This window comes from Metabacillus sp. 22489 (genome assembly GCF_052044855.1).
GTDB lineage: Bacteria > Bacillota > Bacilli > Bacillales > Bacillaceae > Metabacillus > Metabacillus niabensis.
This window is the reverse complement of record NZ_JBQENT010000036.1, coordinates 1-25,386: the sequence shown is the minus strand read 5'-3', so window position 1 is coordinate 25,386 and position 25,386 is coordinate 1. Positions and strand designations below refer to the sequence as shown.

Genomic DNA, 25,386 nt, shown 5'->3' with positions numbered 1-25,386 from the left:
TTAAAAGTAAGTACTTTAAGGGGGAAAACAACATGGCTGAAATTAAAGTACCTGAGCTTGCTGAATCTATTACTGAAGGAACGATCGCACAATGGCTAAAGCAGCCTGGTGATGTAGTTGAAAAAGGTGAATATCTTTTAGAGGTTGAAACAGATAAGGTAAACGTTGAGTTAACTGCTGAGTATTCAGGTGTTCTTAAAGAATTACATAAAGATTCTGGTGATACAGTTCAAGTTGGTGAAACAATTGGGGTAATTGATGAAAATGGAGGAGCTGTATCTGCTACACTAGAGAAGGGAAAAGATGAAGGTGCGGAAGTAAAAGTCCATGAAGCACCTACTGCATCATCCGAAATAGTAGAAAATGATGAAGACATAAAACAACGTCCAATTGCTTCACCTGCTGCTAGAAGACTTGCACGTGAACGTGGCATTGATTTACAACAAGTAAAAACAGTTGATCCATTAGGCAGAGTGCGAAAACAAGATGTTGAAGCACATACAGAAACACCTGTACGAGTAGAACAATCTAAGCCTGTTGCAAAAGCATCAGAACCTGCAGTTCAGCAAGACAATCCAAGTAAACCAGTTGAACGGATCAAAATGTCGAGACGGAGACAGACAATTGCAAACAGATTAGTTGAAGTGCAACAAACAGCAGCGATGCTAACAACATTTAACGAAGTTGATATGACGGCTGTTATGGAAGTACGTAAACGTCGCAAAGATAAATTTTTCGAAACCCATGAAGTCCGATTAGGTTTTATGTCGTTCTTTACAAAAGCTGTTGTCGCAGCTTTAAAACAATTCCCATTGCTGAATGCTGAAATACAAGGCAATGAGATTATCATGAAAAAATACTATGATATTGGAATTGCAGTTTCTGCACCAGAAGGTCTAGTTGTTCCAGTCGTTCGTGATGCAGATCGCTTGAACTTTGCGGGGATTGAAAGTGAAATTTTAAATCTTGCTAATAAAGCACGAGATAATAAATTAGGATTATCGGATTTACAAGGTGGTACATTTACAATTACAAATGGTGGGGTTTTTGGGTCGTTAATGTCAACGCCAATCTTAAATGGACCACAAGTAGGAATTCTAGGTATGCATAAAATTCAATTGCGTCCAGTTGCAATTGATGCTGAAAAAATCGAAAATCGTCCAATGATGTATATTGCATTATCATATGATCACCGGATTGTTGATGGTAAAGAAGCAGTTAGCTTCTTAGCAACAGTTAAAGAGCTACTTGAGGACCCAGAATCTTTATTATTAGAAGGATAATATGAAGGGGAATGATGAAAATAACATCATTCCCCTTTTTAATTCAAAAAAGCAATTGTCGACTAGGAATAACCAAAAGATAGACAAATTGGTTATCGTTGTAAATATAAAAATGTTTCGTTATCGTAGCTTTGTAAGCTTACTAAATAATTTTACAAGACAAAGGAATTTTTTTAAAATTTGCAATTTAAATTATTGTAGTAAAATGATAAAATGGTTATCAATATGTTGTTAAAATAGTATTGGTTATCAAATTGGTTGAATAAAATCATTTCTAATCAATCTAGCTAACACGAGAAAATTTAGAGGTGATTTTGTGAGTAATAATGTTGAACAATGGTCATCAAAACTTGCATTTATTCTTGCTGCTGCTGGGTCAGCTATTGGCCTTGGGGCAATATGGAAATTCCCATATGTTGCTGGTACAAGTGGCGGGGGAATATTTTTTCTTATTTTTATTTTATTTACTGTATTGGTTGGGCTGCCCCTTTTATTGGGGGAATTTATCATTGGACGGAGTACGCAAAAGGATGCCATCCAATCATATAAACAAATAGCACCAAATTCACTATGGCACAATATCGGACGATTAGGAATTATTACATGTTTTATTTTACTTTCTTTTTATAGTGTTGTTGGTGGTTGGATATTAATTTATATTTTTAAAGGTATAACAGGGGAACTATCTGGACTAACAGAACAACAATATAGTGAGCTATTTAATCAAAGTATTTCGAACCCAAGTATGACAATTTTCGCGCAATTACTGTTTATGGCAATTACGATATTTATTGTTTCAAAAGGAGTCTCTAATGGGATTGAAAAAGCTAGCCAATTTATGATGCCAGCTCTTTTTATCTTATTTATTGTTCTTATTATTCGTTCTGTTACATTAGACGGTGCAATGGAAGGAATCATCTTCTTTTTAAAGCCTGATTTTTCAAATATTACGTCTGAGACGATTTTATATGCAATGGGTCAATCCTTTTTTGCCCTTAGTGTAGGTGTTTCGGTTATGGTTACGTATAGTTCCTATTTATCGAAAAAGGAAAATTTACCACAGTCAGCGATTTCCATTGTTGTTCTAAATTTATTAGTTGCTTTATTAGCAGGCTTGGCGATTTTTCCAGCAGTTTTTTCATTTGATTTAGCCCCAGATGCAGGACCAGTGTTATTATTTAATGTGCTCCCGACAGTTTTTAATCAAATGCCTTTTGGAATGTTTTTCTTAATCGCTTTTTTATTGCTATTTTTATTTGCGACATTAACATCTGCATTCTCTATGCTTGAAATCATTGTCGCTCCACTTGCTAAAGGAAATGAAGCAAAACGAAAAAAATTCTCATGGATTATTGGTTTATGTATCTTTATATTCGGCATCCCTTCAACATTGTCATATGGGGTTCTAAGCGATGTTTTGATATTCGATAAATCAATTTTCGATGCAGCAGATTTTCTTGTCAGTAATATTTTGATGCCTTTAGGTGCGTTATTTATTGCATTGTTTGTGCCAGCTAAGATTTCAAAGGAAATGCTTTTTCATGAGGTTACACAAGGTTCTAAGTTAAGTAAAAAGGTGTTTGCATGTTGGTATTTTCTTTTGAAATATATAGCACCGATTGTGATTATTGTTGTATTTTTAGATGTACTTGGTATTTTATAAAATAGAAAGTGAAATATAAAGAGAGGCACAAAGCATTGATTTGCTTGTGCCTTTATTTAATTTTTTGAAACCTTTGATTATTTCAAACGTAATTGATATGTACCAAAAAGGATTAAATTTTTAATATTAGAGAGTAGGTAGTTAAATGGAATATGTATGGTGGGGAATCACTGTCATTTTGTTTATCTTGAGTTTTGTTGGAATTGTATACCCATTGATTCCTTCAATTGTGATGATCTGGGGTGGATTTGCTGTTTACCAGTTTCTAATTAACCCAGATGGTTTATCGATTTGGTTTTGGATTAGTATGATTATCTTAAGTATCGTCTTGATTGCAGCAGATATTATTGCCAATAGTTATTTTGTCAAGAAATATGGTGGTTCAAAAACCTCTGAACGAATAGCTGTAGTTGCTACGATTATTGGTTCGTTTATTTTACCTCCTTTTGGTATTATCATCATTCCTTTCCTTGCTGTACTTATTACTGAGGTAATCATTCATAAGGATACGAAAAAAGCAGCAAAAATTGGTTTTGCTACAGTAATAGGGTTTTTAGGTGGAAGCATTGCTAAATTATTAATTCAATTACTAATGATTGTTTGGTTTATACTAGCAGTTATTTTCTAATTTTTTTAAAATAGTAATAAAAGCATGATCCAAAAAGGAACGTGGGCACACGTTCCTTTTTGGTTTTTTATTTATTAATACGTTGTTTTAGAAGTTTATCATGCTATTTGGACGGTTTAAACAGTCTCATTCATTTATCTTTTTATTAAAATGGCTGCCACTTTAATTGTTGTGCTTCATGGAATCTTCGTTCTACCTCGCGCCAATTGACAATTTTCCACCAGTTTTCAATATACGCTTTTCGGTCAGTTTTATACTGTAAATAATAAGCGTGTTCCCAAACATCAAGAACTAAAAGAGGGACAATATCCCATTGGCTTAAATTTTGGTGCTTTTCTGATTGGAGAATTTCTAATCGTCTTGAGCGAGGTGACCAGACTAATATTGCCCAACCGACACCTTCTACATTTGCAGCTGCTTCTGAAAAATGTCTTTTAAATTTTTGATAACTACCGAATGAATTTGTTATTTCGCGCATTAGTAAGCCTGAGGGCTCACCACCTCCGTTTGGACTCATAATACTCCAAAAAATTGTATGGAGATAATGGCCAGCACCATGAAATGCAGCCTCGCGTGCCCAATGCTTTATAAGGGAAAAATTATTAGAATTACGGGCTGCTTGCATTTCCTTTTCAGCTTTATTTAAACCATCGACATAGCTTTTGTGATGTTTATCATGATGGAGTCGCATGATTTCTTCACTAATATAAGGCTCCAATGCATCATATTCATATGGTAATGGTGGGAGAGAATGTTCCCCAATTGGAACACTTCCTGATTGTGGCTGAATCCGTATGAACTTTTCCTCAAGCGGGAGATCAAAAGGTGAAAAATACGAATCAAATTGAAGGTATAATTCATTTGCACGTTCATAAATTTCCATTGAATCCATGTATTTTTCGTTCGAAAGCTCCTCTTGAAATTCAATAATTTGTTGCTTCCATTTTTCTAACGTATCTGTACCAATTTGCTCCCTTAGCGTTAAAACATATTGATGATATGCTTCGAGCATATCGTCACACCATTGCTTCATTACAATCTGATATTGTTCAGACATCAATAACCCTCCTCATTTTCCGTCGTATCCAATATATGCAGTTTTAAAAAAAGGTTGAAGTTATTTATCTACTATCTAGTAAAATAAGAAATCAGTGTAATAGTAGAAAATGGCTTGGAACGAGTTAAATATATAAAAAAATCATTGTTTTTGTAGATAATGAGCTAATGCTAATAAAGGGAAAATCTTATTGTAGCTATGATAATGAATATAAAACTGGCCAGGTAATCCAATACCTGTCGGATAGGACATTTCTTCTTTCGTCTTTTCATTGCTTAATAAATAGGAAATACCTCTTTCAACAGATTTCCTTTTTTGGCCACCAGCTTGGATTATTGCATCTAAAGCCCATGCAGTTTGTGAAGGTGTACTGTATGGAAGGGGAATAAATGTTTTCTTTTCACTACTTTTACAAGATTCTCCCCAGCCTCCATCACCGTGCTGAATCGATTCTAACCATTTTATCGCTTTTACAATTTGCGGAGAAGTTGAGGGATATCCAACTGCAATTAGACCAGTAATTGCAGCCCAAGTGCCGTATATATAACAGACACCCCATCGTCCGTACCAGGAGCCATTTGCCTGTTGGTTTGAAATAAGCCAATCAACGGCAGCTTTCACACTCGGGTGCTGTGTTGTTAAATTTGCGAAATTCCCGAAAAATTCTAATACTCTCCCGGTTAAATCAGGAGTTGAAGGATCTATAGCGGCGTCTGGTGCATTTTCTAGTGGAATATATGATAAAAGCAGTGAATTTGCATTCTTCTCAAATGCCCCAAACCCACCATCTCTATTTTGCATAGATAATAGATAAGTTGCTCCCTTAAACCAACTGATGCTAGCTTTATTTTCGATCAGTGCCCTTCTAGTAATTGCTCTTAAAGCGGCTGAAGTATCATCATTATCAGGATTTATTGTATTATTATGAGAAAACCCCCAGCCTCCAGGGGCTATGATTGGATTGTGAACCTTCCAGTCTCCAAGTTTTCTATGTTGTTTTAATAGTAAATATGAGGTTGATTTCTTAATCATTTTATGGTGAGTAGGGACGCCTGCTTCTTGTAATGCATAGCTTATTAGCGCTGTATCCCATATGGTAGAGGTAGAGTTTTCTAAGTGTATTCCATTACAATTTGTACTAATAAGCTGTTTTAATCCATTTATCGCTTTTTGAATGATCGGTGATTTCTTATTATATCCTAGAGCTATTAATGCATAAATCATAAAAAAAGTAGCACTTGCATAGCTATAAAGAGTTCCATCATCTTCAATCCGTTTTAACATATACTGCTCTGCTTGCTCATATCCCTTTCGATGAAAATAATGAGGCAAATTAGTGAGTCTTTTCATTTCTTCAATAAATAAATGATTTGATCTCGTAGTACAATCTAAATTCCAATTATTATGAGAACGATTTGAGATAAGATGACTTAAATCAGGTAGACTTGAGTTTTGTATTGAAAATTTTTTATTTGCTGCAACGATCATTGGGATTAAATGAATTCTCGCGTATCCGCTAAATTGATAAATATTGATAGGCCAGGTAGAAGGTATAAGCAGGAAAGACATAGGTATATAAAAAAGTGGTGGCCAATGATATAAGCCATTAACAGCAAGCATCCATTTTGTCATAAAATGTGCTTTGGATAGTCCACCGTTTTGGCGGATGAAAAGTTCAGCTTGTTTTAGCTTTGGATGTTCACGCGTATAATAATTTGAGCAAAGTAATGCTGTATATGCTTGTATTGTTGTTGAGAGATGACCAGTTTTTTCATCTGGATGTGATGCCCATACACCACTACTATTTTGTAAGTGGATAATCCGATTTGCTAATCGGAGGATTAAGCTTTCTTCATCATTGATTTGTAATGAGCGTAATAAAATGATTAAAAATGCATCTGTCATCAACCCACCTTCAAAGCAAAAATTCCACGTACCATCCTCATTTTGAAGCATTTCTAATTCCTTTATTCTTACTGAAACTTTCTTCTTTATGTTTTCCTTGAAATTCACCATTTACTGTTCACCTCAGCATATGGATATGCAAAAACTAGTTTGTTATGAGTGGATTTAAGTTTGACTGGAAATTTTTGATTTCGAGTGATTTCTTTTCCACCATGTGCCTCTCTTTTTGTTGCCTCATTAGAAAGTAATCTAACTGTTTATGCAACACTTTAATAAAGTGAGAAATTGTCATAGCATTTTTACTTGCGAATTTTTAAAAAAATTGTCATATACTATTTGTCATTTTCCTTTCATTCAGGTTAAACTAGAGGATAGAAAGGACTGAATAATATGATCCATAAAACTTGGCAAACGAAACAACCAGTGAAAAAAGTGACATGTATACATACTAATGCAAAAAAATATGTTGTGAAAAATGTATTAACAGTTGGAAATCAATATGATGTTCAAAATGAAACAGAAGAATTTTATTTTGTCATAGATAACACTGGTAAAGTTGGCGGCTTTTATAAGGAGTATTTTGAAGAACAAGCATAATCTTAGTTCATGAAGAATGACCAAAGTGTCATTCTTTTTACATATGGATGTTTGAAGTGATGGTTTTGCCTACTATTTTAAATAAACGTAGCATAATACCCTTTTATTCTCAAATATGAAAATAATAACCTGTTTACCTGTTTTTATCATTTACCTAAGGAGGAGATTAAATTGGACTCAAAGGCTAAATTAATCTTACACCCTGTTAGGATGAAAATTGTTCAAACATTGATTGGTGGAAAAGAATTAAATGTCGGACAAATGGCGGAGAGATTAACAAATGTACCTCAAGCAACGCTATATCGGCATTTAAATAAGTTATTAGATGCAGGAATCATTAAAGTTATCAAAGAAAATCAAATACGAGGGACGGTAGAAAAAATTTATGCATTGGCTGATCACCAAGTTGCATCTAAGGAAGAAATGGAAAATTTATCGAAGGATGAACAGCTTCATTTATTTTTAACATTTATGACCTATTTACTTGGACAATACGAACAATATCTTAATCAGGATGAGTTTGATTTGTATCGGGATGGAGTATTATTTCGTGAAGCGATCGTTTATTTGTCAGATGAAGAATATAATGAATTTCTTACCGGTCTAACGAAATTAATGAAAAGTATAATGGGAAATGAACCGTCTAAAGATCGTAGTGAACGACATATCGCAACAATTGTTATACCTGAAGCGAAACATTAAAAAAATTTTATCTATTGATTTGTGAAAGGAAAGAGACTATGAGTGAAAAGGTAAACATTAGAGATGCTAATATTGATGATTTAACGAGAATCGTTGAAATTTATAATACTTCAATTCCAGGTAGACTAGCAACAGCTGATTTGGAGGAAATAACGGTTGAAAGTCGGATAGCCTGGTTTCATGAACATAATGCAGAGCGTAGACCATTATGGGTTTTAGAAGAAAATAATAACATAGTGGGTTGGCTTAGCTTTCAATCATTTTATGGTAGACCAGCTTATAACGGAACAGCTGAAATAAGTATTTATCTTGATCCAAGTGTTCAAGGAAAAGGTTTTGGTAAGTTACTAATAAAAGAAGCTATTGCTAATTGTCCAAAGTTAAAAATTAAAACGATTCTTGCTTTTGTGTTTGGACATAATGAACCAAGCATTCGATTATTTGAAACATTCAGTTTTGAAAAATGGGCTCACCTTCCTAAAATCGCTGATATGGAAGGAACAGAAAGGGACTTAGTCATTTTAGGAAAAAGAGTCGATAATATATCCTAAAAAATGCATAGGAAACTTAAAATAAAACACATACTGAAGTAAGACGAAAATTTAAGTGAATGAGACGGTGAAGTAAATGCAATATCATTTATTTTCTCATAATGATTTAGATGGGGTAAGCTGTGGCATTCTTGCTAAGCTTGCTTTTGGAGATAAAATAAACGTCCATTATCTTTCTGTTAATCGAATAGATTACCATGTAGAGGAGTTTCTAAAAAGGACAAGCAATGAACAAAAAGAACACATTTTGTACATAACAGATATATCAGTAAATCAGGAGAATGAAAAAAGGCTAGAAGAATTCGTTAATAAAGGTGGTTCTGTTCAGTTAATCGATCACCATAAAACAGCTTTACATTTAAATCAATATAATTGGGGACATGTTAAAGTTGAAGAAGCGGAAGGGAAAAAGGCATCAGCTACTTCGTTATTTTATACATATTTAATCGAAAAAGAGATCATTAAGCCAGCAAAAGTGCTCGAGGATTATGTCGAACTTGTTAGACAGTATGATACATGGGATTGGGATAAAAATGCGAATTTTTCCGCTAAAAGATTAAATGATCTATTATATATGCAGTCAATTGATGAATTTGAAGAAAGTATGCTTGAGAGAATAAAGCAGTATGAACAATTCAGTTTTGATGATTTTGAAGTAAAGCTTTTAGATTTAGAAGAAAAGAAAACCGAAAGATACATCCGCAGGAAGCGGAAGGAGCTAATTCAAACATTCATAGAAAATCTATGCGTAGGTATTGTTCATGCTGAATCCTATCACTCAGAATTGGGAAATACGCTGGGAAAGGAATACCCACATTTAGATTGTATTGTGATTTTGAATATGGGTAGTAAGAAGGTTGGTTTTAGAACGATTCATGATCATATAGATGTTTCTGAATTTGCAGGAAAATTTGGCGGTGGGGGACATGCTAAGGCCGCAGGCTGCACTTTAACAACTGAAGCATTTAAACTTTTTGTAGAAAAGCCATTCCAGCTCAAGCCATTAAAAGAGGATGCGCGTCACAATCAACTCAATGTAAAAGAACGTTGTGCTCTTTATGAAAATCGGGATGATGACTTATTCTTATTATATAAAAAAGAAAATGGCTTGTGGGTAATTGAAAAAAATCACAAAATGGTATCTCATACCTCTCCATCATTTGAAGCAGCTGAACGTCATTTGAAAAGAACTTACCAGGTTGGGCTTGCGAAAGATGATAAACTAATTGACTATTTATTAAAGGACGCTAAACAAGGTTAAATACCTATGTAAAGTTAAGGAAGAGTCCTAATACGAAAGATAGCTTCTTTCGTATTAGGACCTTAAAAATACTATTGAACAACAATGTAAGCTATCATCGGCATTCCATGTCCTTCATGGGAATGCGTATCACAAATTAATTTATAAGTGCCAGCTTCTTTAAAATTTAATGAAACTAAAGTTTCTTCACCTTTTTTTACAGTTCCTTTAATATCCGTTCCTTCTATATAAAACGGATGCTCTTCCCCATTGACACCAAAAATTCTCAATGAAACCTCTTCATTTTTTGGAACGACGATTGTCCCTGGATCAAATCGATAAGCCTCGATTTTTTTGCCATCTTTAGTTGTTGTTGAAAATTCTCCGGTAACCATGTGGTATTCTAGTGAATTTGCCTTTTCTTGAGTGTTTTGAAAAGTAGGAATTGCCCCTTTTGAATAATAATAGGCACAGCAGGCAAGTATTACTGCAGTAACAAGGAAAAGCCATTTTCGTTTAATAACAATAAATTTCATATTATTCCCCCCAATGCATGTCTACAACAACTATATGAACAAATAGAGGTGAACTTGTCTAAAAAGTTAAAAAGAATAAAAACTATTGAAAGAGAATATAGTCTTCCCAATTATATTTTTTTGTGTTATAGTGAAATAGCGATGAGCTAAATTGAGTAAGTCGAAAGACAAGCCTTTTAATAGGTAATACACGATGTGGCGTGTAGTCTTCGCCTCAATTCGTTTAAAAAAGACGTCTAATAGACGTCTTTTTTTATGATATTTTTTGAACATTTCAATACAAAAATCTGAAAATAACGATCTTCTCTAAGTTTGTGGAGTTGTTGAAGTGAAAAAATTATAATGAGCACTGACGTAGATAAGGGAATATAAGGAATTATCAAGACATTATTGAAATAAGAGAGGCGAATCATCATGATGCAATCGATTTTATTTATTGGCGCAGGTCGGATGGCAGAATCTATTATAGCAGGTTTATATCGTAAAAATGGTGGGAATTTAGAAAATGTGTTTATCTCAAATCGAAACGATTCGAATCGATTAGAATATTTAGTTGAAAAATACGAGGTAAAGATGGTAGCAGATTGGAAGGAGATAATAAATGAAGTGGAAGTAATTGTTCTTGCTATTCCACCTGACCAACATCCAATCATTCTTGAGCAGATGAATTTATTGATAACAAATCAATTTATCGTTACAATTGCTGCTGGGATTGGTCCAACTTTTCTTGAAACATACCTCCCAGAAAAGACCCCTGTAGCCTGGATGATGCCAAATACTGCTGCAGAAGTAGGGCATTCAATGACATTATTTACATATGGAAATCATGTAAAAGTGCAACATGAACAAACAATGGAATTTCTACTTAATGCCATCGGTCATTCACACTATTGTAGTGAAAATGATATTCACCTCTTAACAGCAATAACTGGTAGTGCACCAGCTTTTTTATACCTTTTTGTAGAAGCGATAATTGACACTACCGAGCAATTAGGAGTGTCAAGAAAGGTAGCGTCTGAATTAGTAAGTGAAATGGTCTACGGTTCAATCGAAATGTTAAAAACAGGTCAAGAGCCTCAAGAACTAAGAAGTCAAGTTACTACTCCTGGAGGTGCAACTGCTGAAGGGATAAAAGTATTAAAAGAAGGTGGATTTGAGGAATTATTAAAAAAAGCTGTGTTAGCAACAAATAAGAAAGCTAAAGGAGAAAACGAATAAGTTCCTCCTTCTTTCAAGGTACATTAGTTAGTCAAGATTTTTTTGTTTTTTTCTAAAACCACTTATTCGTAAATATAGCTGATAGCCTTTTCTTATTCGTTCTAAAAACCAATTAGGGAGAGAGATATGTAATCTTCTGAAAACTGGTAAATAAAACGTATAATAGGCAAATTTAAAATGCTTCCATTTAGGACAGGAATACGGTTTTAAAAAATCGGATACGTCAACAATATAACCATGCCCATTATTCATTATGACATTTTTACCATGAATATCAGTAGGATTAAGGCCCCTCTGTATTGCGTAATTGATTGCTTTATCAATGTCACTTATAACAGAATTAGGAATGAACACACCTTTTTTAAACGCTTGGTACAATGTTATCCCATCTAATTTCTTTAGCACGAGGTAGCGTTCTCCATATTCCTCAAGTTCTGAGTATGCTTTATGTTCCCCAAGCTTTTTATATACAGTAATTTCATCAACAATTCCATTTCGATTTTCTGCATAGATTTTTACTACCTTTCCTTTAAGGGAAGGGTGTGAAAAAACTGCGGCAAAATTTCCTTTCCCGTGTAATGTCCAGCCTTGTGGAATCGAGCTAACATAAACAGGGTCAAATGGATCCTTACTATATATTTTAACAATATCAACTAAATCTTGTTTTATTGAAGACATTTCAACACCTCTAAGTAGGCGATCTTATGTGAAATGTCTCGCATAATTGTTGATTGCCTATATTTAAAAAATAAGTACAAGAAAGAAAGCTGAAGAGTATTCATGATTTTGAAAGTTTTAGGAAGTGAAGTCTATTTGAATTTTAAAAGACAAATAAAAAAGGCCAAAAAACAGCCTTTTTCATTTTCTAAACAATGTGTTTCTTATGATTCTTTTTTCATATGGATTGCTGAAAAATTTTCTAAGACAGGTAAAGTACGTTCATCTTCAACCATGGCGTGTCCACAAAGAGGACAATCAGGATTATCGTTTGATTTAAAATTATCCCTCATCCAGCCATTACATTCTTCTGAACCACAAGACCAAACTTTTAAGCTTACCTCAGGTGGTTTTTCAACTTGCTGCTGAAATCTCATTTAAACACATCCTTTAGAAAGGAGATTAAGTTCTAAATACATTATACACTTATTTTCTGAAAATATGTATAAAAATCACCAAGGCGTTTCCAACTTTAACTAATTGGTAGAAAGGACTTATTCTTCAACAAGCTCGGAAACCGCCACTTGTGTTCTCTCTTCAAGCGGACCTCTTAAATGACAAGTAACTAATCCTTCATTTTCATGTAATTCATCAATCCAAATTGATGCTCCATTGTATAACACTTTAATATCTGCTGAAGAAGATAAAATTTGCTTAACTCGTTTAATGTCCATCTTTTAACCTCCTAAGTTATTCTCTACATATTTTTCTCAGAACATTGTAAATTTATCCATGAACAAATGTTTATGTTTTTGTTACTTTTCTCCAAAACCACTCAATCGGTCCTTTTCTAAATTTTAAGAGCCAAATATAACTAACTATCGTTTGCAATGCAAATATAAGAACGCATAATAGAGTACCTTCTATCAAATTGAGCTTTCCATATAAATCGAAAATTCTAATTACTCCGATAGAAATTAATGATTGGAAAAGATAGTTTGTTAATGACATACGTCCAACATATTGAAAGGGGAGAAGTCCTTTTTTCCATTTCTCCTTCGTTACCCATATGGATATGATACACATATATAAAATGCTTAACGAAACACCGCTTAAGCTCTTGACAAATTGGCTTGTCGAATGTTGAATTGGTGAAGTAAATATGTCATATGTCAATAAAATAAAGTTTGTAATCACTAATAACAAACTAATAAAAGAACACCAAACGATAAGTTTCTTTATTAATCGTATATTTTGTAATGAGATGGAATAAAGGTTTTTCTTGCCAGCATATAGGCCTAATAAGAAAAAGCCTAATATAGGAAAAATAGATAATGGTAATTGAAAAAGGATTGGAATTACTTCTATTTGTAAATGAGAGAAGAACCAATGAAAATATGAATCACTTTGATAATGTGTGACATAAGCTTTAATATTTTCATTAATGAATCCTTCGTCGTAAACAAATTTTATTGAGCTAAATATACTACTTAACAGAATAAGATGATAAGTAAAAAGAAATATTATTGACCAAATAAGAATTTGTTTTGGTTTAAGGCGGTAAAAAGGAATTAGCATAATGCCAGTTAGTGCGTAAGCATGAAGAATATCACCATACCAAAGAAAAAGTAAATGACAAAGACCAATTAATAAAAGGACGATCATTCGTTTTATAAAGAAAAATACAGGATATTTGGAAAGGAACAAGTAAAAGCTTAATCCGAAAAGAAATGAAAAGATTGGATAAAACTTCATTTCAATAAATAATTTTTGGAAAATTGCTAGAGCTTTTTCAAATTCTGAATAGCTTTGCGAAAGACCAAAAAATGAGTACATAAACTGTGGAGAGTGGAAGCTAGGCATATTTACAAGGAAAATACCTAAAAGTGCAACCCCACGAATAATATCTAATTGCAATATTCGATTTTGATTATTTGTCAACGTTCAATCATCCTTTACTAAACTTATCCTTTTTAAAAGTAAGCGATAAAACGGCTATTTACAAGATATTTTAAAGAAAACGTATGAGTCTCTTGCAAGTAAAAGGTGAATAAGTAGTTAGAGGAAGAATATGAATGGTACTGTTTGTATTCTTTAGTTAAAGAAACAACGTAAATTGAACTAATATGAAAAAAGGTGTTGAGAAAATTTAATGCATTCATTTCTGAAACTTAGCCAAACTAGAAAAGTGGAAAATTAACTTATTGGCTAAGGAGGAAAGATATGTTTAAAAAGTTTTTAATGGCAACATTGATTTTGCTTTTTATCGTTCCATCTGTGACAAATGGACAAACTAAAAGCTATAAAGAAGCACCGTTTGAATTTTATAAGGTTTCTCCAGGTGATACATTTTGGTACATAGCTAAGCGATACGGTTTAGACTATAGACAGTTAATGCAATTAAATCCAAATGTCGAGCCTAGGAATATGCATGTAGGTGAAGTGATTCGTCTTAAGGCATCTGCACAAAGTCCTAGTGGTTTCCAAGAACAAGTTGTCCAATTGGTTAACCAGGAAAGAGCTAAAGCAGGATTAAGAGCATTATCACATCGAGCTGATGTGAAAAATGTAGCACAGAAAAAGGCAGAAGATATGATTAATTCAAATTACTTTTCACATACTAGCCCAAACTATGGTTCACCTTTCGATATGTTAAAAACATTTGGAGTTAGTTACTCATCTGCAGGTGAAAATATTGCAAAAGGTCAAAAAACACCGCAAGAGGTAATGAATGCATGGATGAATTCATCTGGCCATCGCGCAAATATATTAAAGCCAGAATATGACACAATTGGTGTTGGATTTTATCATGGTGCATGGGTACAAATGTTTATTAAGGCAAGATAAGAAAAAACAGTAGAGGCAGTGGGGAACCATTGTCGCTACTGTTTTTGTTCGTTTTACATTATTTATCAAAAACATCTCTTCCTGTTGCACCTATATAGGAGTCTGTATTACCTCTTGAATTTTCATCCTTTTTTATTTTCTTTTTGTGCGCATTTTTTTGGTCAGAGCCAAGATACACGGATTTATGACGGGCTTCAGCCTGGATAAACTCATCAAAATCTTCATTAATCATTTCTTTCACTCCTTATAAATTTAGTTCCACTTGTTTATCATTACCAGCTTATCTCGTTTCATGAATGAAAAAGGCACCTAAAAAGGTGCCTTTTTTAGCCATTAGTGTATGAAGTTTTTATTATCGTGTTCCGCCACTCATTTGTTGTTGAGCGAAAGATACTAAACGTTTTGTAATTTCTCCACCAACAGATCCATTTGCACGAGATGTTGTTTCTGCACCAAGGTTAACGCCAAATTCTGATGCAATTTCTAATTTCATTTGATCAAGAGCTTGTGCTGCACCAGGTACCAATAGTTGGTTTGAATTATTACCGTTACTTGCCATGTTAAACCATCTCCTTATGAATATTGTTGTTGTTTGGTGGGTTAGGCTGGAATTGCACCATGCTTTATCCTCTAGGCTAACCCGTTGCTGATTTGAAATATATTTTGTTTCAAATCAATAAAATTATTCACTTATTTTATTTTTCCATATATTTACTAGGTGAACATTAAAGTTTCGTTAAAAAGTTTTTTGAGTGAAAGTATCATTAATTTCTCACAGCTTTGTTGATTTTATTCACATATTAACAAGCAGATATTACCAGCTTATTAGAATTTAATAGGCTAACATTCATTTTTATGAGAGATAATATAATCGCTATTATTTTAGAGGGGTGTTTATATGACAAATTTTGCTTATATTGATGGGAAAAAAATTGCTTATGATGATATTGGCTCCGGAATACCAATCGTTTTTATACATCCTCCAGGAATGGGAAGGTACGTTTTTCATTATCAATATAGACTTCAGAAGAAATTTAGAGTGATCTTTCCAGATCTATCAGGTCATGGTGACAGTGATAGGCTACATGAACATGAAAATTTAATTGTGGAGTATGGTAATGAAATAATATCTTTGTTAGATACATTACACATTTCTACTGCAGTTATTTGTGGTTATTCAGCTGGTGGGACAATTGCACAGTATCTTGCAACCCATTTTCAGGATAGAGTGAAGGGCTTGATTTTATTTGGGGGTTACCCTGTAGTTTATAATACTTTGCTTGCGATAGAGCATAAATTAGGATTTTATATGGCAGAAAATCATCCAAACTTGTATGCGACAATTTTAGCAAAAAGTCATACGAAAAATAAAACCGTTAGAAAGCTATTAAATAAACATATGAAAAAGTCACAAAAGGAAATTTGGGCTCGCTATTATGAAGAGGTTTTACATACAAATTTTTATGATGAGGTAGATAAATTAACCATGCCAATTTTACTTATTTATGGAACGAGATCGGATGTATTTAATCGCTATAATCGAATTTTTCGCAAAAAGAACAAGCGAATAAGGATTGTATTTTTTAAGCGAACAAATCACCAAACATTGACAAAAAGATGGACATTAGCAAATGAAGAAATCACTCGTTTTTGTAATGGGATAATGATAAAGAAATAATTAAAAATAATGTCGATTTTTAAGAAAAATTTTGTTTTTTGCAGGAATTTAGATGATAAATCTATAATTAATTAAGAAGATATTTTGTATATATCTAAGACAAACATTGCGGTGCTTTAAGGAGAGAGAAAAATGAAAATTACAACTACAAAATTCGGAGAACATGAAGGGAATACGGTTTATTCTTATAAACTTGAAAATAATCAAGGTATGAGCATTTCATGTATTACATTAGGGTGTATTATCACGGAAATACAAACTCCTAATCAAAATGGAGAAATTGAAAACGTTGTCCTAGGATATGATGATGTAGCCTCTTACCTAGAAAGAACGAATTATTTCGGTGCTGTTGTTGGTAGAGTGGCTGGAAGAATTGATAAAGGGGAATTTGAACTTAATGGGCAACAATATTCATTGCCACAAAATGAAAATACGAATCATTTACATGGTGGGCCAAATGGTTTTGATAGACAAGTATGGGATGCTGAATTGATTGAGACAGAAAGTGAAGTAGGTGTTGAATTTTCGTATCTCAGTAAAGATGGAGAAGCTGGTTATCCAGGTAACTTAACTGTTAAAGTCTCATATTTGTTGAATAACGAAAATGAATTACATATAAAATATTATGCAACAACTGATAAAGATACATTGGTAAATTTAACAAATCATACGTATTTTAATTTATCTGGAAATGTAAAAAAAGATATATTGTCACATCAATTAAAAATTAAAAGTCAAAAAATACTTGAGCTTAATAATGATTTTATTCCGACAGGTGAATTTTTAAACGTTGACAGCACACCATTTGATTTTAAAGATGGTAAAGAAATAAAAGAAGCAGTATTGTCAGAACATCCTCAAATTAAATTAGTTGGACAAGGGATAGACCATCCATTTTTATTAGATGAAAATCATAATGAAGAAATAATGTTAGCTGACAAAGAAAGTGGAAGAAAGCTAATTATTGAGACGGATGAACAAAGTGTTGTTGTGTATACATCAAATATGTTGGATGATAGCTTTAAGGTAAGAGATGTTCAATCAAAAAAATACTTAGCTATTTGTTTAGAAACACAAGGGCTGCCAGATTCAATTCACCACCCGAAATTTTCACCATGTATTTTAAAGGCTGGAGAAGAGTATAAAACAACTACGAAATATAAGTTTACTACAATTTAATAAAACCTTATTTAAAAGAATGAAATCAGCTGGTTTCATTCTTTTTCATTTTTCTTTAAATAACAAGTAAATTAAGTAAATGAAGGCTCCTCCACATAATTTTATCTCTCAAGTAAAGACTAATTTAAGAAAAAACGTATCAGTTCATTTTTTTACATAATTGTTGTTTTACATCTCTATGAAAGGAGCAAGAGCTATGATTTTTTATGCCTGTGTGAAATATGCAGAGGAGCATCCAGAAACATATCAAGGTATTGAAGTGACCACTCTTGGAAATTCGGATGATGTTGTGACAAAATTTAATTCCTACGATCCACTACAGGATTTTCATAATTTTGTAAGCTGGTCTGAAAGTGTTGGCGAGGACAATGTGGGATTTTGTGATAGTTTAAAGCATTTTGCTAAGGTTTATCATGAGGTTTCTTATGATGCTGCAGAAGAAATGTTAAAAATGATTTATGGTGACCATCAAGATTGTGAAGAAGTAGAAAGCAGATTTTGATCTGACTAATTCAAATGCTAAAAAGGGCTAATCTTTATACATATAATTCCTGTAGCAGATTAACCCTTTTAGCGATTATCATTCATTTTCATCCAACAGTTTCCTTTTTCTTTTTCTCACTTTCGGTCTCATGATTATGCTTGAAATTTGCTTTGTTAAATAATTTAAAGATATAACCGGATACTTGCTTATAATTTTCTTCAATTTTTTCAACAACATAATTAATTCTTTCAAATAGTGTTGCTCTTAAACTATCCATATCGCGAGCCATTTTTTGATGAATGGCATCTTGACTTTCAACACGTTCTAATATCGTTTGATGGAAAGATTCTTGGAGCTCTAAATTATTTTTTATCGACTCATTTACATTCAATTGCTCAGCCAATTGGTCATGAAACTGACTATGGAGAGTTTCGAAATGCTCTACTTTTTTTGTTAACTGATGTAGTGACGTATCCTGTATTGTTAATTGGTCGATGATCGCTTGGTTTAACAATTCATCTTTCTTATGCTTTTCTAATAGGCCTTGATTAGCGGTGTTAAGTGTTTCGAAGCGTGAAATTAATGCATTATGTGCTTCCTCTTGTTTAATTATATAATTTTTCAACGGCTCAATTCGTTCCTCGTGTAATTGTAAATGTTTAAATACATGGTTGAATTGGTTTTTTTGTTCTGTACTCGTTTTAGAGATAAGCCTGCTTACCTCTTTTGTAGCATTAGTTAATGACGAATTTAATTCTGCTTGAAGATACATGAATTCTTGTAAATAATTGCGACGGAAGGTTTGTTGATTTGAATTTGCTTGTATATTTTTGGTGTTTATATATAAAGTCGGATTATCGTTCTTTTTACTATATACCAAAAGATTCTCCTCCTTCTTTGAAGAAAATGATGTTAATATCCTATGAGAGATAACCTAATTTTGATAACAACTTTCATGAAAAATGAAAATATGGCTAGAAATAAGGACATACTAGGTTTGTTTAGCGCCTTAAGAAAGCTAAAAGTACTTTAGGTTCTTTTTGGAAAAGTGAGGAAGTAGGAAAGGGTGAAAGAAGATGAGTATGGAATGGTTTGATAGGATAAGTGCAGAATTACAAGATCATCTTGAATCAATTTGTGAAAAATATGATCAAGTTGGTCATATGTCCATCGATAGGGGAGCTAAGCATCCAAGAATTGAGTTTTTTGTTGAAACAGAGGATGATGAGCGAGATTACTTCTGTACGCTTTGCTTTGACCCTTACAATGTTGAATTTTACATTGAATCGTTTGATTTTGAATATGATCAAATGTCTCGTACGATCCTATCTGATATTGAAGAAATCATTGATGCAGTTCACGAAAGTTTTCATATGTATATGAATGACGATGATGAAGAGGATTATGATGAATCTCAGGATATCGAAGAAGATAATGTTCTTGAGGAAATCGATGTAGAGTGGGAAACACCAGAGGTTACTGCTTTTATGCACGAGGATGAAGTGGAAGTAACATATCAATTCGGTATTATTCAAGAGACTGGTGACGGTGTGCTTAAAAGAATAAATCGGATAAAAACAGACGATGATCAGCTCATTAAAGATGAAACAAATTTTATTTTTAGTAAAGAAGAAGCAAGTACAATTATCGCGATGATCGCAAGTCATATGGACTCTTTATCAGAGTTTGATTTTCAATAAGCGTAAAATTTTTAAAGCAAAAAGTAGCAGATTGAAGTTAACATTTCCTGTTAACTTCTTTTCGTATTTAAATGATAAATTAATCTCCTTTGCCCACAACATTTAGTATACATAAAAATGTAGGGTTTTTTAACTTTTTCACGAAATAGTGAGAAGTGATATATTTTCTTAAAACTTTATATTTGTTATGATGATAATTCACAATTGGAAAAAGTTACGAGGGGCGGGGTTTCATGTCAGAAAATAAACAGGAATTACATATTGAACAAATAAGAATCAATAAAGTCATCGAAAAAATGAAAAGCGAGCTAGCTTTATTGGAACAGCAGACATCAACAGTGAAGTCAGATATCCTTTCGATTAGAAGAAATTTCTGGGAAGATGTTACTGTAAATATGGACGATGCTGTTGAAGCGGGAGAAACTGCAACTAGCATCAAGCAGCAAGCTGAATTTTTATCTGAACGTGAACATCGTCATAAACATTTACATAAGGATGTTAAAAACTTAAGACGTTTAGTTGAGGCGCCGTACTTTGCCCGGATCGATTTTAAGGAAGATGGAGAACAGGATATAGAACGAATATATTTAGGAATAGCCTCATTTTTGGATAACGAATCAGATGAGTTTTTAGTTTACGATTGGCGTGCCCCCATTTCGAGTTTGTATTATGATTATTCTCTTGGTCCTGCTAAATTTACGGCACCAGGTGGTACTGTTACAGGTGAATTACAATTAAAAAGGCAGTTTATTATAAAAGATGGTATTATCGAAGGGATGTTTGATACTGGTCTAACAATAGGTGATGAGCTCCTTCAAGAAGTATTAGGTAAGCAATCAAATGCACAAATGAAGAGCATTGTTGCTACTATCCAAAAGGAGCAAAATAAAATCATTCGTAATGAAAAGGGGAAGCTATTAATCGTTCAAGGTGCTGCAGGGAGTGGGAAAACATCAGCAGCTTTACAACGAGTTGCCTTTTTACTATATAAATACCGTGAGACACTAAATGCTGAAGAAATATTATTGTTTTCTCCTAACCCGATGTTCAATAGCTATATTCGCAATGTTTTGCCTGAGCTAGGGGAAGAAAATATGCAGCAAACAACATTCCAACAGTATTTAGAATTTTCCTTAGGTGATTCCTTTCATGTAGAAGATCCTTTTTCTCAAATGGAATATATGCTAACTGCTCAACATGACCAGGATTACGAGGTAAGAAAAAAATCAGCAAAATATAAGTCATCGATCCAATTTTTACATGTTGTTGAACAATATTTAACACATTTAAGTAATGAAAATTTAGTGTTTCAAGATATTGTGTTTAGAAATGAAGTTGTAATTTCTACATTAGAAATATCTGATTATTTTTATTCATTAGATAAACAACTATCGATTACTAATCGAGTCAAACTTACTGCTACATGGTTACTATCTGAACTAAAAAGACTTGAAAAAAGTGAGAGAAAAAAAGAGTGGGTTGAAGATGAAATTCAATATTTAGATAAAGAGGAATATCAGTTTTATTTTCAAAAGTTAAGTAAGCAAAAACGTTTCTCGCAAGATACGTTTGATGATTTTGAAAGAGAGCAAGAACAATTAAGCATTTATGTAGTTAAACGAGCCTTGAGTCCTGTAATAAAAAAAATAAAACGGCTTGACTTTCTTAATATGAAGGCAATTTATCAGCAATTATTTACTCTTAACCCAACTGACTTGCACTTAACGATTTCACATATAACAAATCTTGACTGGCAAGAAATTAGCCAATATACAAGAAAGCATTTAAATAACAATCACCTTCCTTATGAAGATGCAACACCTTATTTGTATTTAAAGGAAAAGATTGAAGGGTTTAAAGTCAACACAAGTGTTAAATATGTTTTTATTGATGAGGCTCAGGATTACTCATCGTTTCAATTTGCTTTTTTAAAGCATTTATTTCCAAATTCCCGTTTTACAGTACTCGGCGATATAAATCAAGCAATTTATGCACATCATTCACATACTGGGATAGAAGTGTTAAAGGATTTATTTAATGGTGAAAGCATTGAAACGATTAAATTAACTAGAAGTTATCGCTCTACAAAGCAAATCATTGAATTTACATCAGCTATATTAGAAAAAAACGAAGAAATTGAGCCCTTTAATCGTAATGGACAGAAGCCAATTATTTTAGAAAAAAATGATGAAAACGAAATAATTGCTCAAATTGTTGATAAAATAAAAAATAACAGCACATATAAAACAACGGCAATCATATGTAAAACTCAAAAGGAAGCAAATCGTGTTTTTGACATACTTAAAGATAGTATCGAGGTTGAACTTATTGATAAAAGAAGCAATCAATTTGATTCTGGTGTAGTCATTATTCCAGCCTATTTAGCTAAGGGAATTGAGTTTGATTGTGTAATATTGTTTAATGCTTCGTATGAACAATACGGGAGTGAAGAGACAAGAAACCTCTTCTATACAGCATGTACTAGGGCGATGCATGAATTATTGATCTTTTATACAATGGAAGCTACTCCATTCCTTGCAAATATACCAGAGGAGCTTTATATAAATAAAACTAAAATAGAGGGATAACGGTGAAAAAATGATCGCACAATTACCTTATATAAAAGTTATACGCTCTATTGAAGAGAATCAACAGCATTATAAAGAAGAAGAGTATATGATTGCATTTTCGCTAGAAGCTGTTTGGACCGATGGGGAAGTTTTTCACCAACATGAGGTATTAGATATGTCTTTTCGTCCTTTTTCAAATCAAATGGGGCTTATTTATTTACATACGATAAAAGGCTTGTACTGCTATACTATTAAAGAAAATCCTAAAATGTTTATTGAAACCTTTAAGCAACTCAAATCAGCTCTTTAAATTATGAAGTAAAAAGAGGGTGTCTCAAAAACCAAAGGTACCAGACTCCTAACAACACTAATAGACCTAATCTTGAGGCTAGTTTACAATTTATCAGTGTTTATTGGAGGGGGCAGACCATTTCAGTCACCCTCTTTTTTTATTATTTAATTTTTGATGATTTACGAAGATGTTGTTTCTTCTGTTCAATAAATTTCTTGAAAGCCTCTTTGCTAACTCCATTTGCTATTGCTAAGTTAGCCAATGTTAAAATTTCACTATTCTCAGCTTGATGGACCGAATGTTTATTTATTTTGTTCATTTACACCCCTCCATATCTTCTGTACAAGAATAATTCATGGCTTGTTATTTAATAGCTAAACAAAGAGCCAATACCCGTTTTTATCAGATCGTAAACTGAAATTAATTCAATTTTATATGTCATCACAAGTGAAGCCTTGTTTCTTTAACATTGAGGCTACATGAGGATATCGGTCATTATAATGCTTTCCCTTATAAAAGCTAGCTACCCTTGCTGTCCATGTAGGAGGGTTTTCATGATCAGTTAATTTTCTTTGATGTTCTTGGTATGTTTTATTATATGTATGAATGATTTGCTCTTGATCTTTGTTATAGACTTCTTGATGGATAAATGCTTCTTTTGGTAATCGTGGATTATGCCCCGGATCATTATAACCATAGCCTATACATAAGCCACAAATTGGAATTACATATTCAGGTAAATTCAAGTACTCAACAACCTCTATAGGATTTTTACGAATACCACCTATCGGAACAATTTGTAAACCTAATGATTCAGATGCTGCAATTGCATTACTTAAGGAGATACCGACATCGGTTGCTCCAACTAATAACATATCAACATCATGAATTGCCTCCATTGGTATTTGTTCAATCTTACTAGCGAGCTTTGTACGATAAAAATCTGCACAGAAAATAAGGAATACCGGAGCTTCAATAATATGTTTCTGATTACCGCATAATGAGGCTAATGTTTGTTTTCTTGCTTTATCTTTGATTACAATAACGGAAACTTGCTGACCATGGATCCAAGTAGGGGCAGCTTGAGCAGAAGTAAGGATAGCTTCTAGCTGTTCAGTAGGGATTTCTCGGTCTTCAAAATGTCGAAAAGATCGATGGCTTGTTAAGGTTTTAATAACTTCATTCATGATGAATCCTCCTATATTATAATATATATGGTAACTATACTTGATCTTTAACAATGTTGACAAAGAATTGTGCTTAAATAGAAAAGAAGAGTTGATTAGGAGTTGGAGAGATGTCGCTTAAGAATGTATTTAATAAAATATATCGTGTAAAAAAGGGAAATGTATATTGGAAACACGAGCATTTTCTCGTTGTTGCACATCGTGGAGCTGCAGGGTATGCTCCAGAAAATACGATGGCTGCTTTTAGGAAGGCAGTAGAATTAAAGGCTGATTTTATTGAGCTTGATATCCAAATGTCAAAGGATGGAGAGCTTGTTGTCATTCATGACCCTACGGTTGATCGAACAACCAATGGAGTCGGAGAAATTCGCAATCTTACTTATAATGAAATAAAACAATTAGATGCAGGAAAGTGGTTTCATAAAAATTTTTCAGGAGAAAAGGTCCCTACATTACAAGAAGTTTTAACAGAGTTTTCTGGAAAAATCAGTTTTTTGATTGAAATAAAAAACCCAAACTTATATCCTGAAATTGTTGAAAAACTAACAAATATATTATCGGAAAAACAGCAAACAAATGATATTATTGTGCAATCATTTGATTTTGAACTATTAGAAAAGGTACATCAACAGCTGCCAACTCTCAAATTAGGGCTATTAGTAAAATATCGGATTCATGGGATATCAAATGTTCAATTAAAAGATTGGTCAAAGCTCGTTCAATATATAAATCCAAATAAAGCGCTAATCACAAAGAACCTTGTGAAGCGCATTCATTCATATAAAATGAGGGTAATGCCCTATACAGTTCGGGATAAAAAATCGATTAAAGGGCTGTTAGATTCAAAAATAGACGGAGTAATTACAGACTTTCCAGACTATTTTATAGAAGAATAAATAGAATTGAACGATAGAAGAGGTAAGCTGTTTAGAATAACTAAACATGTTTACCTCTATTTATTAAAGATTTTCCCTTTGTTGTCCGATTTCTTTACTAGCAATGTAGGAATTAGCTACTTCCAAATTTTTGTGCTCAAGGACGGAATTTCCATCGATATTCCTTTTGTTAGGAGAACTACCATCAGTTTGTAATATAATTTTTTCTTGTTTTGGAGCATTAGTTAAATAGTCTTTGTTGTTCATCATAAATAACTCCTTTCATACTATTTTGTCTTTAACAATGATTAGCATGTTCAAAAGGAATAAAGCACATCCAATATAAGTGATTTTTGAGTAGTTAATCTCTGGAATTTGATGTTAAAAATGGATGCTTTTATAATAATTAAGCTCAAAATGTGTATTGCAAAATAGAAGTGCAGACCTTTGCAAGAGAAAAATGCAAAGTCCTGCACTTTATTTGATAGGTGCATAAAAAAAGACTTGCCAGTCACCCCAAGTCCCACTACATTAATT

29 protein-coding genes are annotated in these 25,386 nt (G+C 33.0%); 16 read left to right on the top strand and 13 right to left on the bottom strand.

Annotated features, from left to right (window positions below; all coding sequences use genetic code 11):
- Window positions 1-32: 32 nt before the first annotated feature.
- The 3 genes from odhB to ACTJJ9_RS18500 all read left to right on the top strand — a co-directional run bounded on the left by odhB (window position 33) and on the right by ACTJJ9_RS18500 (window position 3,574).
- A complete protein-coding gene (gene odhB / locus ACTJJ9_RS18510) occupies window positions 33-1,283 on the top strand; it encodes a 2-oxoglutarate dehydrogenase complex dihydrolipoyllysine-residue succinyltransferase (RefSeq protein ID WP_095301245.1) in 1,251 nt (416 codons plus the stop codon).
- 316 nt (window positions 1,284-1,599) lie between these two features.
- A complete protein-coding gene (locus tag ACTJJ9_RS18505) occupies window positions 1,600-2,946 on the top strand; it encodes a sodium-dependent transporter (RefSeq protein ID WP_145584068.1) in 1,347 nt (448 codons plus the stop codon).
- 145 nt (window positions 2,947-3,091) lie between these two features.
- Window positions 3,092-3,574 (top strand): DUF456 family protein, encoded by a 483-nt coding sequence (locus tag ACTJJ9_RS18500; protein WP_145584070.1) that lies wholly within the window; start codon window positions 3,092-3,094, stop codon window positions 3,572-3,574.
- Between the two features lie 145 nt (window positions 3,575-3,719).
- Here ACTJJ9_RS18500 and ACTJJ9_RS18495 read toward each other — a convergent pair whose 3' ends face one another.
- Together ACTJJ9_RS18495 and ACTJJ9_RS18490 are read right to left on the bottom strand one after the other, a co-directional pair.
- Window positions 3,720-4,631 carry a superoxide dismutase gene (locus tag ACTJJ9_RS18495; protein WP_095301242.1) on the bottom strand — a complete coding sequence of 304 codons (912 nt, stop codon included), beginning with the start codon at window positions 4,629-4,631 and terminating at the stop codon, window positions 3,720-3,722.
- Window positions 4,632-4,772: 141 nt separating this feature from the next.
- Window positions 4,773-6,647, bottom strand: a complete 1,875-nt coding sequence (locus ACTJJ9_RS18490) for a terpene cyclase/mutase family protein (RefSeq protein WP_095301241.1) — start codon at window positions 6,645-6,647, stop codon at window positions 4,773-4,775.
- Between the two features lie 279 nt (window positions 6,648-6,926).
- Between ACTJJ9_RS18490 and ACTJJ9_RS18485 the strand changes: the two genes are divergently transcribed.
- From ACTJJ9_RS18485 to ACTJJ9_RS18470, 4 genes are all read left to right on the top strand, one after another.
- On the top strand, window positions 6,927-7,133 hold the full coding sequence (locus ACTJJ9_RS18485; RefSeq protein WP_095301240.1) for a DUF6501 family protein: 207 nt from the start codon (window positions 6,927-6,929) through the stop codon (window positions 7,131-7,133).
- Between the two features lie 171 nt (window positions 7,134-7,304).
- Window positions 7,305-7,835 (top strand): helix-turn-helix domain-containing protein, encoded by a 531-nt coding sequence (locus ACTJJ9_RS18480; RefSeq protein WP_095301239.1) that lies wholly within the window; start codon window positions 7,305-7,307, stop codon window positions 7,833-7,835.
- A 38-nt stretch (window positions 7,836-7,873) separates the two neighbouring features.
- Window positions 7,874-8,386 (top strand): GNAT family N-acetyltransferase, encoded by a 513-nt coding sequence (locus ACTJJ9_RS18475; RefSeq protein ID WP_095301238.1) that lies wholly within the window; start codon window positions 7,874-7,876, stop codon window positions 8,384-8,386.
- A gap of 76 nt (window positions 8,387-8,462) precedes the next feature.
- Complete coding sequence (locus tag ACTJJ9_RS18470; RefSeq protein WP_145584072.1) at window positions 8,463-9,647, top strand: DHHA1 domain-containing protein; 1,185 nt, start codon at window positions 8,463-8,465, stop codon at window positions 9,645-9,647.
- A gap of 71 nt (window positions 9,648-9,718) precedes the next feature.
- Here the strand turns inward: ACTJJ9_RS18470 and ACTJJ9_RS18465 are convergent, their stop codons facing one another.
- Window positions 9,719-10,162, bottom strand: coding sequence for a cupredoxin domain-containing protein (locus ACTJJ9_RS18465; RefSeq protein ID WP_145584074.1), 444 nt, complete (start codon window positions 10,160-10,162; stop codon window positions 9,719-9,721).
- A gap of 414 nt (window positions 10,163-10,576) precedes the next feature.
- Here ACTJJ9_RS18465 and proC point away from each other — a divergent pair, with 414 nt between their 5' ends.
- On the top strand, window positions 10,577-11,380 hold the full coding sequence (proC, locus tag ACTJJ9_RS18460) for a pyrroline-5-carboxylate reductase (protein ID WP_440768801.1): 804 nt from the start codon (window positions 10,577-10,579) through the stop codon (window positions 11,378-11,380).
- A gap of 27 nt (window positions 11,381-11,407) precedes the next feature.
- On the opposite strand, the gene ACTJJ9_RS18455 is transcribed toward proC, so the two are convergent.
- The 4 genes from ACTJJ9_RS18455 to ACTJJ9_RS18440 form a co-directional block, all read right to left on the bottom strand.
- Window positions 11,408-12,058, bottom strand: a complete 651-nt coding sequence (locus ACTJJ9_RS18455; protein ID WP_145584076.1) for a serine/threonine protein kinase — start codon at window positions 12,056-12,058, stop codon at window positions 11,408-11,410.
- Between the two features lie 203 nt (window positions 12,059-12,261).
- Window positions 12,262-12,474 carry a cold-inducible protein YdjO-related protein gene (locus ACTJJ9_RS18450; RefSeq protein ID WP_095301234.1) on the bottom strand — a complete coding sequence of 71 codons (213 nt, stop codon included), beginning with the start codon at window positions 12,472-12,474 and terminating at the stop codon, window positions 12,262-12,264.
- A gap of 117 nt (window positions 12,475-12,591) precedes the next feature.
- Entirely contained in the window at window positions 12,592-12,771 is a 180-nt protein-coding gene (locus ACTJJ9_RS18445; RefSeq protein ID WP_095301233.1) for an H-type small acid-soluble spore protein, read from the bottom strand.
- 70 nt (window positions 12,772-12,841) lie between these two features.
- Window positions 12,842-13,978, bottom strand: a complete 1,137-nt coding sequence (locus ACTJJ9_RS18440; protein ID WP_145584078.1) for a DUF418 domain-containing protein — start codon at window positions 13,976-13,978, stop codon at window positions 12,842-12,844.
- Between the two features lie 282 nt (window positions 13,979-14,260).
- Here ACTJJ9_RS18440 and ACTJJ9_RS18435 point away from each other — a divergent pair, with 282 nt between their 5' ends.
- A complete protein-coding gene (locus ACTJJ9_RS18435) occupies window positions 14,261-14,884 on the top strand; it encodes a CAP domain-containing protein (protein WP_095301231.1) in 624 nt (207 codons plus the stop codon).
- Window positions 14,885-14,942: 58 nt separating this feature from the next.
- Here ACTJJ9_RS18435 and ACTJJ9_RS18430 read toward each other — a convergent pair whose 3' ends face one another.
- Complete coding sequence (locus ACTJJ9_RS18430) at window positions 14,943-15,116, bottom strand: hypothetical protein (RefSeq protein ID WP_170944392.1); 174 nt, start codon at window positions 15,114-15,116, stop codon at window positions 14,943-14,945.
- Between the two features lie 120 nt (window positions 15,117-15,236).
- Window positions 15,237-15,443 carry an alpha/beta-type small acid-soluble spore protein gene (locus ACTJJ9_RS18425; RefSeq protein ID WP_095302684.1) on the bottom strand — a complete coding sequence of 69 codons (207 nt, stop codon included), beginning with the start codon at window positions 15,441-15,443 and terminating at the stop codon, window positions 15,237-15,239.
- Between the two features lie 339 nt (window positions 15,444-15,782).
- Here ACTJJ9_RS18425 and ACTJJ9_RS18420 point away from each other — a divergent pair, with 339 nt between their 5' ends.
- The 3 genes from ACTJJ9_RS18420 (at window position 15,783) to ACTJJ9_RS18410 (ending at window position 18,243) form a co-directional block, all read left to right on the top strand.
- Window positions 15,783-16,562 carry an alpha/beta fold hydrolase gene (locus tag ACTJJ9_RS18420; RefSeq protein WP_145584080.1) on the top strand — a complete coding sequence of 260 codons (780 nt, stop codon included), beginning with the start codon at window positions 15,783-15,785 and terminating at the stop codon, window positions 16,560-16,562.
- Between the two features lie 132 nt (window positions 16,563-16,694).
- Window positions 16,695-17,741 carry an aldose epimerase family protein gene (locus ACTJJ9_RS18415; RefSeq protein WP_145584082.1) on the top strand — a complete coding sequence of 349 codons (1,047 nt, stop codon included), beginning with the start codon at window positions 16,695-16,697 and terminating at the stop codon, window positions 17,739-17,741.
- A gap of 196 nt (window positions 17,742-17,937) precedes the next feature.
- On the top strand, window positions 17,938-18,243 hold the full coding sequence (locus tag ACTJJ9_RS18410) for a hypothetical protein (RefSeq protein ID WP_145584084.1): 306 nt from the start codon (window positions 17,938-17,940) through the stop codon (window positions 18,241-18,243).
- Window positions 18,244-18,331: 88 nt separating this feature from the next.
- Here the strand turns inward: ACTJJ9_RS18410 and ACTJJ9_RS18405 are convergent, their stop codons facing one another.
- Complete coding sequence (locus ACTJJ9_RS18405) at window positions 18,332-19,105, bottom strand: hypothetical protein (RefSeq protein ID WP_145584086.1); 774 nt, start codon at window positions 19,103-19,105, stop codon at window positions 18,332-18,334.
- 196 nt (window positions 19,106-19,301) lie between these two features.
- On the opposite strand from ACTJJ9_RS18405, the gene ACTJJ9_RS18400 reads away from it, so the two are divergent.
- The 3 genes from ACTJJ9_RS18400 (at window position 19,302) to ACTJJ9_RS18390 (ending at window position 22,805) form a co-directional block, all read left to right on the top strand.
- Window positions 19,302-19,925: a hypothetical protein gene (locus ACTJJ9_RS18400; RefSeq protein WP_145584088.1), complete on the top strand. Its 624-nt coding sequence runs from the start codon at window positions 19,302-19,304 to the stop codon at window positions 19,923-19,925.
- A 233-nt stretch (window positions 19,926-20,158) separates the two neighbouring features.
- Complete coding sequence (gene helD / locus ACTJJ9_RS18395) at window positions 20,159-22,513, top strand: RNA polymerase recycling motor HelD (RefSeq protein WP_145584090.1); 2,355 nt, start codon at window positions 20,159-20,161, stop codon at window positions 22,511-22,513.
- 10 nt (window positions 22,514-22,523) lie between these two features.
- Entirely contained in the window at window positions 22,524-22,805 is a 282-nt protein-coding gene (locus ACTJJ9_RS18390) for a hypothetical protein (RefSeq protein ID WP_145584092.1), read from the top strand.
- Window positions 22,806-22,947: 142 nt separating this feature from the next.
- Here ACTJJ9_RS18390 and ACTJJ9_RS18385 read toward each other — a convergent pair whose 3' ends face one another.
- Both ACTJJ9_RS18385 and ACTJJ9_RS18380 read right to left on the bottom strand, forming a co-directional pair.
- The gene (locus tag ACTJJ9_RS18385) at window positions 22,948-23,106 is read right to left on the bottom strand and encodes a hypothetical protein (protein ID WP_170944475.1); all 159 of its coding nucleotides are present in this window, start codon (window positions 23,104-23,106) and stop codon (window positions 22,948-22,950) included.
- 112 nt (window positions 23,107-23,218) lie between these two features.
- Window positions 23,219-23,974 carry an NADPH-dependent oxidoreductase gene (locus ACTJJ9_RS18380; RefSeq protein ID WP_145584094.1) on the bottom strand — a complete coding sequence of 252 codons (756 nt, stop codon included), beginning with the start codon at window positions 23,972-23,974 and terminating at the stop codon, window positions 23,219-23,221.
- 110 nt (window positions 23,975-24,084) lie between these two features.
- Between ACTJJ9_RS18380 and ACTJJ9_RS18375 the strand changes: the two genes are divergently transcribed.
- Complete coding sequence (locus ACTJJ9_RS18375; protein ID WP_095302667.1) at window positions 24,085-24,870, top strand: glycerophosphodiester phosphodiesterase; 786 nt, start codon at window positions 24,085-24,087, stop codon at window positions 24,868-24,870.
- A gap of 63 nt (window positions 24,871-24,933) precedes the next feature.
- On the opposite strand, the gene ACTJJ9_RS18370 is transcribed toward ACTJJ9_RS18375, so the two are convergent.
- Window positions 24,934-25,119: a hypothetical protein gene (locus ACTJJ9_RS18370; RefSeq protein WP_440768800.1), complete on the bottom strand. Its 186-nt coding sequence runs from the start codon at window positions 25,117-25,119 to the stop codon at window positions 24,934-24,936.
- Window positions 25,120-25,386: the final 267 nt, after the last annotated feature.